The organism is Pseudomonas sp. 2848 (assembly GCF_003253945.1).
Classification (GTDB): domain Bacteria; phylum Pseudomonadota; class Gammaproteobacteria; order Pseudomonadales; family Pseudomonadaceae; genus Aquipseudomonas.
Window position 1 is genome coordinate 179346 of sequence record NZ_QKZD01000004.1, and the last position, 12458, is coordinate 191803.

A 12458-nucleotide genomic window follows, 5' to 3' on the forward strand; every position below is an offset into this window, starting at 1 on the left:
CTCCCACGCTGATGATGGACACTGGTGTGGGAGCGGGCTTGCCCCGCGATGCTCATTGTCCTGACAAGCTTGCCGACCAGGTCACGAAGCGGTCCTTGCCCGTGTGCTTGGCCTCGTACAGCGCCTGGTCCGCCCGGATCAGCGCCGTGCTCAGGGTATCGCCGCTGTCGATCCGGGCCAGGCCGATGCTGATGGTCACCGGGTGAGCGCCGAGGTCCTCGCGTACCCGCCGGCACAGCGCGGCGACCTGCTGCTCGGCAGCGGCCTCATCCAGCCCCTGGAAGAAGATCGCGAATTCCTCTCCGCCTAGCCGGGCGATTTCGTAGCCGATCATCGCCGCCTTGATGTGCGCTGCCACGCGCTTGAGCACCTCGTCGCCGATGTCATGGCCGAAGCGGTCGTTGACCTGCTTGAAATTGTCGATGTCGATCATCGCCAGGTACTGTTCGCCGGCCTGTTGCAGCTGCTTTTCGGCCTTGGCCATGAACGAGCGACGGTTGGGGATGTCGGTCAGCGCATCGATATAGGCTTGCTCCAGCAGTACCTTGGTCAGGTAGTAGTTGTGCAGCTTGGCCTGGCGGATGCGCAGGTAGCTGTAGATCACCAGGCCGCTGAGGCATACCGCGTAGCTGATCAGCATCGCGCCTTCGAGCTCCAGGGCTTCGATACGGGTGTGGAGGAAAGGATTGAGCATGATCCAGGTGATGCCCATGGCGCAGAAGAACGACCAGCGTCGCACCGGCAGCACCGACACGGTGTACAGCACGGTGGAGACCCCGAGCACCAGCCATACCGGGCGCAGGGCGATGGGGATGCCCTCGATCACCAGGCGCATGGCCAGCGTGATCACCGCCACGAACAGCAGGTTGAGCACGTCGAAATGCTGGCTCCTGCGGGTGAAGCCCAGGACCACGGTGAGGCTGCACAGCAGGGCGATGAATACTCCGGACAGCCAGGTGAAGCCCTGGCCGCCGAGGTAGCTGACGATCAGGTCGAAGACCAGCCAGATGGCAATGCCGATGCAGAAAATCAGCAGGCAAAAACGGCGCATGGCCTCGAATTCATGCTGGCGGAACTCGGCGCGCAGGGCGGCGGGGGCTACCTTTTGGCGGATGTGGGCTTCGAGGGTCTTGTACATGCTGGAGGATGCCCTCGGCTATTGTGCTGTTCTTGCCGGCCCCACGTTGAGATTCGTTCAGGCGGCTGGTTTCAATCCCTGGAAAGCGTCCCTCTGGCCCAGGGCCGATAGCGCAGGGCGAACACAGCCTCGGCGTGGCAACCTCCGCTCAGCGCCGGCTGCGCAGGTTCTGCGCGGAACGGTTGGCCAGGCTTGCTGACCTGGCGAAACGCCTCGCGCACGATGCCTACCTGGCAGGGCAGGGCCTGTTCGTAGCCTTGGCGCACAACTGGCGCCAGGCGGCCCGTGCCGGCGCCATCCTGCCACCAGACGTTCAGGCCAAGGCTGGCCAACTGCTCCAGCCACGCGCCATTGACCCGCGGCGACAGCTGGCCGGCGCTGAACGCGCTGATATGCAGGGGCTTGTCCAGTTGCCGGTTGAAAGCCTGCAATTGCGTGTGCAGCGCATCGCGCCTGGCCGGGTCGCGAAAGTGCAGGTCGTCCAGTTCCATGGGCAGGTACCAGCCGGCCACCGGCAGCGCCCAGTCGGCCTTGAGCTGCTGGTACTGGGTGAGCGAGCGTCCCAGCTGCGCCTTGAAGTAACTGTTCAGGCCTTCGCCGTCGAGCTGTTCGAGGCGCTGGTAGTAGGCCGGATCCATGTACAGGCCCAGCACCAGCTCCAGGCCTTGGGCCCGCGCTTCGCGCAGACTCCCGGCCAGCCAGCCCTCGGAGCCTCCAAAGTCGCTGTCGCCGTAGGCGCTCCACTGCACGATCAGGGTCTTGCCGCCCTGCGCCACGGTGGCTCGCCACAGGTTTTGCCACTGCGCCGGGGTGACGTCCGCGTCACGGTTGAGCGGCTGGTAGAACAGGCGCTGGTCGGCCTGGGCGGGTAGCCACAGGATGAACAGGCAGAGAGCCAGGAAGCTACGCATCAGAAGTTCATCTCCACACCCAGCAGCACGCCGTTGCCACGTTCGTAGAGGTTGCCGCCCAGTGCCTGCTGGTACTCGGCGCGTACTTTCAGCGAGCCGCGATAGGCGTTGTAGCGGTCGTCGTCGAACCACCACTGCCAGCGCACGCCGACCCCGGCGCGGGCGTCCTGGCGCCATTCGTTGCTCGGGTCCTGGCTGGAAAATTCGAGAAAGCCGTAGGGCATGATCGTCTGTGGCGACTGGCTGGGCAGTTTCCACGCATGGCCCTGCTGGAAGCGCGACAGCCAGGCATGGTCGCCAGCACGGGTCCACCAGGCGGCGTCGAGGTAGAGGAAGCGCTCGTCCCAGTCGTCCTCGTCGATACGCCAGTCGTTGCGGTACTTGCCCTGATCCAGGAACGAAGCCGTGGCGCGCAGCAGCAGGTCGTTGCTCGATTCGGCGTTGTGACGCAGGTCGCCCCAGTTGCCACCGACCTTGGCCGGGCTGAGCAGTTCGCCCAGGCTCAGGCCGCTGTAGTGCGTGCTGTCGATCTGGCGCTGGTGGTACAGCTCGGCGTACAGGTTGAGGTTGGCCTGACCGAGCGGCTTGTAGCGCAGGCCAACACCGGTGCCCATGCTCTGCGCATAGTCGGTGCGGCTCTGGCCACCGAACAGCACGCGGCCGTAGACCGACAGGGTGCTGCCATTGCGGCTGGGCTCCTCGCCCAGGGCGTGGTCCCACATCGCCAGCTGCACGTTCTGCGAGCGGGCCCGGCGCGAGCTGCCGCTGCGTTCGCCGTTGTCGAGGAACTTGTCGTTGGTCGAAGTGCCGGCGGGCGACCAGGTGCTGGCCAGGGTGATGCTGTCGCGGCGCGACAGGGCTTCATGGGCGCGGCGCTGGCGGTACTTGCGCGCCTCAAGGCTGCCGTACTCGTCGTCGCCGTCGACCAGGTTGCGCTCCACGTCCAGTACCCGGCGCAGCTCGCGGCGGGCCGAGGCACTGTCCTCGACCTCGTCGTAGCGCAGGGCCAGGGTCTCGCCCAGGCGGTAGTCCTCGGGGAAGTCGCGGCTGGCGCGCTCCAGGTAGCGTATGGACTGGCGGCGTTGCTGCTTGTCCGCCGAACCCGCCAGGCGCATGCCATAGTCGGCGCGGTAACGCGGCTGGTCCGCCGCCAGGCGCACGGCCTCGGCCAGCCAGGCGCTGCTCTGGGCGCTGTCGCCGGCCTGCTGGGCGGTGCCGGCGGCGGCGTAGTAGTGATCGGCGCGCGGGGCATGCCGCAGCGCTTCGCGCTGGAAGCCCAGGGCCTGCTGCGGGTCGCCCTGGCGCTGGGCAATGGCGGCGCCCAGCGCCCAGTCGTCGGCACTCTGGTGCGCCGCCGCATCCCAGTGGCGGCGGGCGGCGTTGGCGTCACCGGCGTTCAGCGCGCCACGGGCGGCGGTCAGGCGCGCATTGTCGGTCCAGGCGCTGGCCGGCAGGCTGTTCCAGATCGGCAGTGCCGCCTGGGAGTCGCCGGAGGCTTCCAGGGCGTAGGCCAGGGGCAGGCGACTGCCGCTATCGCCCAGGCGTTCGGCGGCCTGGTAGTAGACCACCGCTTCGCCTGGCTGATCCGGCATGGCGCAGCGCCCCAGGGCGCGATACTGCCCGGCTTCGACCGGGGTGGCCGGAATGGCCTTGTGCACGGTTTCGCACTGGCCGGCTTCGGCCAGGCGGCCCAGTAGCTGGCCACGGGTGACGGCATCGACCCGTGGCACCAGGGCGAGCATGCGTGGACCGTCCAGCGGGCCGTCGTTGCGCGCATAGAGGTTGCCCAGGCGTTGCAGCAGCGAGGGCGTCAGCCTGCCCTGGTAACGCGCATACGCGTTGTCGAGCAACTGCCTGGCGCGCTCGCTCTGGCCGCTGTCGAGCAGCATGAAGCTGGCTTGTTCCAGGGCGGCGAGATCGCCAGTCTGTCGGTAGCGTTGCTCCCACTGCGCCGCGGTGCGCGGTTGCTCAGGCTGCGTGGGGTCGCCATACAGGCGTTGCCTGAGGATGGCATAGCTGCGCGGGTTGTCGCGGGCCTGGCATTGGCCGAGCTGCTCGCGGGCCAGCTTCAGGTCCTTGTGGGACAGCCAGTCGACGGTCTCCAGGCACGGGCGTTGCAGTTCATTGCTCAGCTGGCGCACCAGCGACGCATCATCGCCTTCACGGGCCAGCTGCCACAGCTGCTGACGCTGCTCGGGGTGCTGCAGTTGCTCGGCGGGCAGGCTCTGCAGCCAGCGCTCGGCCTGCTGGTTATGGCCCATGGCGATGGCGCGGTTGGCCATGGCCAGGCGGGCGCGGGTCGCCGCTTCCTGGGAAGGTGCGCTGGCCAGGAGTGAGTTCAGGCCCTTTTCATCGACCTGCTGGATATAAGCATTGGCCAGGCGCTGCCAGTCCTGCGGGGGCAGCTGGCCCTGGTCGGCCAGCGGTTGCAACTGGTCGATGGTCTCTCCCCAGTTGCGCAGCTGCTCGGCGAAGTTGGCCCGGGTCATGCGCAGCACCATGCCATCGTCGCGTACCGGCAGATGGTTGAGCCACTCCAGGGCCTTGGCCGCGCCGCCGAACTTGGCCAGGCTGACGCTGTAGGCCTGCCACAGGCGCACGCGCTGCTGGCCCTGGCTGTCGGCGAGCCAGGCCTCCACCTGGCTCGCGGCCGGCGGGTCCTGTTCGATCCAGGTCAGGCGCAGTTCCAGCAGGGCATCGGCGTGTTCAGGATTGTCGTCGAGGTCTTCGGCAATGGCCTGGGCTTCCTTGTACCGCCGTTGATGGGCCAGGGCTTCGGCCAGCAGGGCGCGGGCCTCGTTGTTGTTCGGCACGCGTCCCAGCACGTGGCGGGTCAGGCGCTCGACCTCGGCCCAGTTGTCCTTCTGCGCCTCCCGATAGCCACGCTCCATGAAGGGGTAGCTGGTGAAGCGCTGGAAGTCGGTCATCGGCTTGGTCGGCGCGGCCAGGGCGGAAGAACACAGCAGCAGGCTGGCGATGGTCAGGGAAAGACGGGGCGTCATGCCACCTCCCGGGTCAGGTCGTAGGCGGCCTGCTGTTCGCTGGCCTGCTCGGCGAGGGCTTGCTGCAGCACTTCCTCGGTGATGATGCCGCGGGCGATCAGGTGCTCGCCCAAGCTCTGCTGCTCAGGGTTGAAGTCGATCAGGGCCTGGTTGAACAGGGTCACCGGCACCATGCCGCGCACCTGCAGCAGCGAACCGAGCATCACCTGGTGGGTGCCGACCTTCTCCAACAGCGCGGCATCGTCCTGGTGGCGTTCGAGTACCTCGAGCATTTTGCGGGTCTCGGGTTTCTGCCAAGGGCTCGGGTAGTGGTAGCGCAGGCACAGGGTCACACGCCCCTGTGGCGCCAGGCGGGCACGCACCGGGCGCTTGAGCTGGCGGCTGATGACCCCCAGCGAGACCTGGCTGACCGGGCTTTCGCTGGCCAGCACCAGGGTGTCGCCGTCTTCGTCCACCGGCAGCACGCCGTAGTGGGTGGCGAGCTTGCGCGGCAGCTTGGCGATCAGCGCCGGGGCGATCCTGAACGGATTGAGCGGCGCCCAGGGCAGGTCCAGTTGTTCGGCCAGGGTCTCGACCAGCTGTTCGCTGGTAAGCCAGCCGCGCAGCAGCAGCTCGCGGCCCAGGCGCCGGCGTACCGGGCTGGTGATGGCCTGCTCCAGCTGTTCTTCACTGATCAGGCCCTTCTCCACCAGGCGATGGCCCAGCGGCGTGCGTGCCGGCGCGGCGAGGGCAGGGAACTCGTGGGTGGTCTTGTCCCAGGCCACCCGCCGCGAATCGCCCATCTCCATCACCTGGCGCAGGGCGCGCAGGTTGGCGAAGAAGTTGACGAAGTTGCTCCACATCATCCGTGGCGCCGAGAGCAGGCCTTCGAAGACGCCGTAGTAGCGGGTGACGAACCAGAACCGCTGGAACAGGCGGTTGAACAACAGCAGGCCGTTGAGCCACAGCAAGGTGCTGAGCAGCGTGCTGTCGCTGAGGATCGACATGAATCGCCACGACTCCGGCGCGATCACCGTGACCAGCCACATGGCCAGCAGCACCAGCAGCAACAGGTTGACCAAAAAACTCAACAGGTAGGCGAACAGCCCGCGGCGGTCGCGCCAGAGGAAGTAGTTGAGCGCGCCCTTGCGGCTCCAGCCGAGGTTGCTGGTGCCCTGGAACACGATCCCGACGATCCACCGCGATTTCTGGCGGATGGCGTGCTGCCAGTCACGGGGGAAATGCTCGCGCACGCAGATCACCTGGGCAAACTCGCGGCTCATGCCGGGGCGCCACTCCTGCTTGAGGGCCAGCGCAGGGTCGGTGATGGAATAGCGGGCGAAGATGCACTTCATGCCCTTTTGCTTGAGGCGAAAACCGATGTCGTAGTCTTCGGTGAGGCTCTGCACATCGAAGGCGATGCCGTCGCCGTCCTCCAGCAGCGCGCTGATCGCCCGGCGGCTGAAACAGGTGCCGACTCCGGCGCTGGGCACCTGGCCGGTGAGCGCCTCGCGCACGATGACGTCCTTGCCGTGGTTCTCGGCGAACTCGTCGACATAGTGGCCGGCGGTGAAACCCTTCCATTCCGGGGCGTAGGGGTACACCGGGATCTGGATCATGTCCTTGTTCGGCAGCAGGTAGTTGAACAGGCGCAGTTCCATGGGCGAGATGACGTCCTCGGCGTCATGCAGGATGAAGCCGGCGAACTCGATGCGCGCGTCCTGCTGGAAACGCAGGATGGCGTCGATGATGTTGTTCAGGCAGTCGGCCTTGCTGGTGGGGCCGGGGCGGGCGCAGACCACCTTGTGCACGTTGGGGTAGTGCAGGCACACGGCGTCGACGTCGGCCTGGGTCTGCGGGTCGTTGGGGTAGGTGCCGACGAAGATCTGGTAGTTCTCGTAGTCGATGGTCGAGGCGGCCAGGCGCGCCATCTCGCCGACCACGCCGACCTCGTTCCAGGCCGGCACCATGATCGCCAGGGGCTTCTCCGGCACTTCGAACAGGCGCTTTTCGTCGGCCTTGTCGAACTTGTCGTAGATGCGGAAACGCCGGATCAGTTTGCGGCCCCAGTAGCACAGGTCGATGAACAGGTCGTCCAGGCCCAGCAGGAACATCAGTGTCGCCAGGATGATGGCAAGGATCTTCAGGCCGAACAGGACATAGGTGAGGAAATCGATGAAGGCCAGGCTCATGCGTTGTCCCGTGCGGCGGATTGCTCGGCGAACCAGCGGCTCAGGCGTTCGGCGATGCGCTCGCTGGCATGGCCGTCGCCGAAGGGGGTGTAGACTTGGGCCATGCGCTCATAGGCAACCGGGTCGTCGAGCAGTTGGCTGGTCTCCTGGACGATGCGCTCGGTGAGCGTGCCGACCAGCTTGACCGTGCCGCCCTTGAGCACCGCGGGGCGCTCGGTGACCTTGCGCAGCACCAGCACCGGCTTGCCCAGCGCGGGAGCCTCTTCCTGCACGCCGCCCGAGTCGGTGAGGATGATATGGGCGCGGTTCATCAGCCAGACGAAGTGCGGGTAGTCCTGGGGCGCGACCAGATGGATGTTGTCGCGGCCCGAGAGCACGCTGTACACCGCGTGCTGCACCTGCGGGTTGAGGTGCACCGGGTAGAGGAACTGTACGTCGGGGTAGCGCAGGGCCAGTTCGGCCAGGGCCAGGCAGATGCGTTCGAAACCGCTGCCGAAGTTCTCGCGGCGGTGGCCGGTGATGAGCACCATGCGCTGGTCGTCGCGCAGCACATTGAGCGGGGAGTCGGCGGCGGGGCGCCAGTTGTCCTTGTCCAGCTTGTCGCGCATCCACAGCAGGGCGTCGATCACCGTGTTGCCGGTGACCTCGATGTGCTCGGGCGGCACGCCTTCGCGGATCAGGTTGGCGTCGGAGTCGCGGGTGGGGGTGAAGTGCAGGTCGGCGAGCACGCCGGTCAAGCGTCGGTTGGCTTCCTCGGGCCAGGGCTGCTGCAGGTTGCCGGTGCGCAGGCCAGCCTCGACATGGCCGATGGGAATGTGACGCTGGAAGGCGGCCAGCGAGGCGATGAAGCTGGTGGTGGTGTCGCCGTGGACCAGGACGATATCGGGCCTGACCTGTTCATAGGCCTGGTCGAGCGTGTCCAGCAGGTCGCGGGCCAGGCCGTTGAGGGTCTGGTTCTGGGTCATCACCTGCAGGTCCTGGTCGACCTCGAGGCCAAAAGCGGTGAGGACCTGTTCGAGCATTTCGCGGTGCTGGCCGGTGGAGCAGATCTGCAGGTCGACCTCGGGCCAGTCGCGCAGGACGCGGGCCAGCGGGGCCATCTTGATCGCTTCGGGGCGGGTACCGAATACCATCATCACGGTGTAAGCCATCGTGTAGTTCCTCGTTCGATTCCCTGGACGAAGGTGTACGACGTGTCGACGCTTGCCAGTCATAAATACAAGCAGTCGATCATAGGGTTGTCCAATGCGCGGCATGCCCCAAGACGTGCCGGGCAGGCCTTGGCCGAGAGGCTTCTAGGCATGGGTCGTGCCGGCGGAAGGTGGTGCCGGACGCCAGGGATGGGTGTTGCGGAAACGTTTATGCTAATTTTTCTTGATTGAACGGTCAGTCAATAAAGTATTTCTGACTTTTTCTTGAGGCTTACTTCTTGTAGCTTTGCGGGTCTTTTATTCAAGGAGTTGAACATGCAAGGCAAGGCGCGCAAGGTCGTCCAGGCCATCCTTTACGAGGCCATCGCCGTGGCTTGCGTGGCACCGGCGCTGGAGCTGGCGTTCGGCGCGGGCATGGCGCAGTCGACGGTATTGTCGGTCCTCATGTCGGGCATCGCCATGAGCTGGAACATGGCCTACAACTGGGCCTTCGAGCGCTGGGAGGCGCGCCAGCACCAGCGCAGCCGCACCTTGCTGCGGCGTCTGCTGCATGCCTTGGGTTTCGAGGGCGGGCTGGTGCTGATCCTGCTGCCGCTGGTGGCGTACTGGCTGGATATCGGCCTGTGGGCGGCGCTGGTGACCAACCTGGCGTTGTTCGTGTTCTTCTTCGTCTATGCGTTCGTGTTCCAGTGGGGCTTCGACAAGGTTTTCGATGTGCCGGTCTCGGCGCAAGAAGTGGCGAAGGGCTGCTGATATCGGGGCTTTTCGCACAAGCCCTGGATTCCCCTTTGCATCGCGTATCGCCAATAATCCCCATTCACCTTTGCCAGGCTCGCATCAATGCCGCGCCCGATCATCCTGCCGCTTGCCGAGAACTACCGCCATGGCGAGCACATCGCCCCGCACTGCCATGACCGCGCCCAGCTGATCCATGCCATCAGCGGCGTGGTCACGGTCAGTGCCCGCGAGGGCAACTGGGTGGTCCCCCCCGGGCGCGGTGTGTGGGTACCGGCGGCCGTCGAACACGAGCTGCGCATGGCCGGCGTGGTGCGCATGCGCACCCTGTTCGTCGACCCGGGCGCGCGCCCGGACCTGCCGCGCCAATGTCAGGTGATCGAGATCTCGCCATTGCTGCGCGAGCTGATCATCCGTGCCATGGACATCGCCCCCGATCATCCGGCGCAAGGCCGCGAGGCGCGGATCCTGCAACTTATCCTCGACGAGATCCGCGTGCTGCCGGTGTTCGCCCTGCATGTGCCAAGCCCGCATTCGGCGCACCTGCAAAGGTTGTGCGAAGCGCTGCGCCAGGCCCCTTCCGAGGACTGGGGCCTGGCCCGCGTAGCGGCCCACAGCGGCTTGAACCCGCGTACCCTGACCCGCGCCTTCCAACGCGAGACCGGCCTGAGCCTGGTGCAGTGGCTGCGGCGCATGCGCCTGTTGGCCAGCCTGGATGCCCTTGCGGCCGGGCAGTCGGTGCTGGAGGTGGCGCTGGACCTGGGCTACGACAGCCCCAGCGCGTTCAGCGCGATGTTCCGCCGTACCCTCGGGGTGTCGCCATCGGTCTACTTCGGCAGGACCGCCGAGCGCTGGTAGGCCAGCCCCGGTGCTTCGTCCCAGCCGCCGCCCAGCGCGGTGAACAGGTTCACCTCGGCCAGCAACTGTGCCAGGCGATCACTGATCAGGCCTTGCTGGGCGCTGAACAGCGAGCGCTGCGCATCGAGGAACGTCAGGCTGCTGTCGATGCCGTTGCGGTAGCGATTCTCGGCCAGGTCGTGGTAGCGCTGGCTGGCCTCGACCAGGTCGCGCTGGGCCTGTAGTTGCTGCTGGTAGGTGGTGCGCGCCGCCAGGCCGTCGGCCACTTCCTGGAAGGCGGTCTGGATCGATTTTTCGTAGCGCGCCACCTGCATGTCCTTTTGCAGCTTGGCGTAATCGAGGCTCGCGCGCAGGCTGCCAGCGTTGAACAGCGGCAGGTTCACTTGCGGCTGGAACAGCCAGCTGCCGGTGCCGGCATCGAACAGATCGGCCAGCTCGCGGCTGCTGCTGCCGGCGTTGGCGGTCAGGCTGATGCTTGGGAAGAACGCCGCCCGTGCCGCGCCGATGTTGGCGTTGGCGGCCTGCAACTGGTATTCGGCCTGGCGGATATCGGGCCGGCGCTGCAGCAGGTCGGCGGGCAGGCCGGCCGGCACCCGGGCGATCTGCTCGTCGGCCAGGGGCAGGGGCGGCAAGTGCTCATCGACCTGCGCGCCGACCAGGCGCTGCAACTGGTTGAGGTCCTGGGCGGCAAGGCGGGTGTAGCGCGCCACGGCGGCGCGGGTGCTGTCGACGCGGGTGGTGGCCTGGATCTGGTCGAGCGCCGACAGCGTGCCGGTGCGGCGCTGGCGTTGGGTCAGGCGCAGGCTTTTCTCATCGGCCTGCAAGGTCTGGCGCGACAGGGCCAGCAACTCCTGGTCGGCGCGCCAGGTCAGGTAGGCGCCAGCGACGCTGCTGATCAGGCTGAGCTCGGCGCCGCGCCGGGCTTCGTCGGTGGCCAGGTAGGTCAGCAGCGCCTGGTCGCTGAGGCTGCGCAGGCGGCCGAACAGGTCCAGCTCGTAGGCGCTGATGCCGACAGTGGCCGATTGCTGGGTGCTGATCACGCCCTCGCCACCGGTACGCCGCCGGGGCAGATACTGGCGCGTGCCTTGGGCATTGGCGGCGATTTTCGGCAGCAGTTCGGCGCGCTGGATGCGGTACTGGGCGCGGTACGCTTCGGTATTGAGCAGGGCCATGCGCAGGTCGCGGTTGTTGGCCAGCGCGGTGTCCAGCAGTTGGCGCAGCACCGGGTCGCGGAAGACCCCCTGCCAGTCGCGGGGCAGTGCCGTGGTGGACGGCCCGCCCTGATAGGCGGGGCCGCTGGGGTATTGCTCGGCGCTGGGCGAGGGGGGGCGCTGGTAGTCGGGGGCCAGGCTGCAGCCGGTCAGCACGAGGGCAAGCAAGGAGGGTGTGATTCGCCGCATGGCAGGGTCTCTGGGTTCAGGTGCCGGCCATCCAGCGGGCCAGGCCGTGGCGTCCGCTGACGCCGAGCTTGGCGGTGGCGCGTTTGAGGTAGGTCTCGATCGAGCTGCTCTTCACGTTCAGGCGCTGGGCCATCTGCGGCACGGTGCCACCGGTGAGCAGGCCGATGCACACTTCCTGCTCGCGGCTGGACAGGCGGATCGCCTCTTGTTCCAGGCGCTCGGTGAAGACCTGGCGCAGCGACCCGGCCTCCTCGGGCAGCAGGCCGCCCGGGCGGCGACTGGCCGCCTGCAGGAACAGCTGGGCGTGATGCTCGACCAACGGCAGCAGTGTGTCGGACAGGCGCTTGAGCAGCGACAGCTCGGCCAGGGAGAACATTCCCTCGCTGCGCAGCCGTTGGCAGCAGATGACCCAGCGCCGGTTGCCGCTGCGCGATACCAGGTTGCATTGGTGCACGGGGGCATTTATCTGGATCAGCAGCGGGTCTTCCATGCGCATGATGCTCTGCAGCAAGGGGTGGCGCAGAGGTTCTTGAGCCGGTACCTCCTCGGGGCGGCCGGCACTGCCCAGTACCTTGACCTGGCGGATGCTGGCCTGGTCGCTGTCGAGGGTCCATTCGCTGAGGTCGAGGCGATGGAGCGGCACCTGGTCGCCGATCAACTGGAACATCTGTTCGGCGAAGGTGCCATCGCCGGTGCTGGCAACCAGTGCCCCCAGTTGCAGGTACAGGTGCGGGTCGTGGCAGTGTTCGAGGCTGTCGATCAGCTTCATGTGCTTGTCTTCCTTGATCCGGTAACGCGGCGGGGTCTCGCGGTCGAGTCCTCTCTGTGCTGGGGCTTGGCGCTATTGAATAGCAGGCTCCAAGCCTGCGTCTGTAGCGGAAAGCGGGGACAGGAAATGCCAATTAATCCGACAAGAAAAGTCGGTGTTTTTCCCCTGATGTACCTTGCGGATCGCAGGATTGTCGGACAATTTGCGCCAGTAAGCGGCGAGATCGGCGGCGTTTGCCACGCTCGCTCACAGGGGTAGGCCGCTGCCGGCTGCCCGCTAGCGTCAATGTCCTACAAAAGATTCCGCAGGTTCAGGCTGAGCAA

The 12458-nt window shown here is 66.6% G+C and carries 9 protein-coding genes; 2 read left to right on the forward strand and 7 right to left on the reverse strand.

All coding sequences use genetic code 11. From position 1 onward, the window contains the following. Positions 1-52: 52 nt before the first annotated feature. The 5 genes from DFS21_RS10060 to wecB all read right to left on the reverse strand — a co-directional run bounded on the left by DFS21_RS10060 (position 53) and on the right by wecB (position 8373). Positions 53-1138 carry a diguanylate cyclase gene (locus DFS21_RS10060; RefSeq protein ID WP_111532224.1) on the reverse strand — a complete coding sequence of 362 codons (1086 nt, stop codon included), beginning with the start codon at positions 1136-1138 and terminating at the stop codon, positions 53-55. Between the two features lie 71 nt (positions 1139-1209). Continuing rightward, positions 1210-2049: a DUF4434 family protein gene (locus tag DFS21_RS10065; protein WP_111532225.1), complete on the reverse strand. Its 840-nt coding sequence runs from the start codon at positions 2047-2049 to the stop codon at positions 1210-1212. Further along, the gene (locus DFS21_RS10070; RefSeq protein WP_111532226.1) at positions 2049-5051 is read right to left on the reverse strand and encodes a phage receptor; all 3003 of its coding nucleotides are present in this window, start codon (positions 5049-5051) and stop codon (positions 2049-2051) included. The genes DFS21_RS10065 and DFS21_RS10070 overlap by 1 nt, the downstream gene beginning before the upstream one ends. Further along, entirely contained in the window at positions 5048-7222 is a 2175-nt protein-coding gene (gene nrfB, locus DFS21_RS10075; RefSeq protein ID WP_111532227.1) for a cyclic di-3',5'-guanylate-activated glycosyltransferase NrfB, read from the reverse strand. Before nrfB ends, DFS21_RS10070 begins: the two co-directional genes overlap by 4 nt. Further along, the gene (gene wecB / locus DFS21_RS10080) at positions 7219-8373 is read right to left on the reverse strand and encodes a non-hydrolyzing UDP-N-acetylglucosamine 2-epimerase (RefSeq protein WP_110701529.1); all 1155 of its coding nucleotides are present in this window, start codon (positions 8371-8373) and stop codon (positions 7219-7221) included. Before wecB ends, nrfB begins: the two co-directional genes overlap by 4 nt. Before the next feature lie 315 nt (positions 8374-8688). On the opposite strand from wecB, the gene DFS21_RS10085 reads away from it, so the two are divergent. Continuing rightward, entirely contained in the window at positions 8689-9126 is a 438-nt protein-coding gene (locus DFS21_RS10085) for a PACE efflux transporter (protein WP_110701531.1), read from the forward strand. An 87-nt stretch (positions 9127-9213) separates the two neighbouring features. Next, positions 9214-9966, forward strand: coding sequence for a helix-turn-helix transcriptional regulator (locus DFS21_RS10090; protein ID WP_111532228.1), 753 nt, complete (start codon positions 9214-9216; stop codon positions 9964-9966). On the opposite strand, the gene DFS21_RS10095 is transcribed toward DFS21_RS10090, so the two are convergent. Together DFS21_RS10095 and DFS21_RS10100 are read right to left on the reverse strand one after the other, a co-directional pair. Next, positions 9936-11366 carry an efflux transporter outer membrane subunit gene (locus DFS21_RS10095; protein WP_111532229.1) on the reverse strand — a complete coding sequence of 477 codons (1431 nt, stop codon included), beginning with the start codon at positions 11364-11366 and terminating at the stop codon, positions 9936-9938. The genes DFS21_RS10090 and DFS21_RS10095 overlap by 31 nt on opposite strands. A gap of 16 nt (positions 11367-11382) precedes the next feature. Next, the gene (locus DFS21_RS10100) at positions 11383-12135 is read right to left on the reverse strand and encodes a helix-turn-helix transcriptional regulator (protein WP_110701537.1); all 753 of its coding nucleotides are present in this window, start codon (positions 12133-12135) and stop codon (positions 11383-11385) included. Positions 12136-12458: the final 323 nt, after the last annotated feature.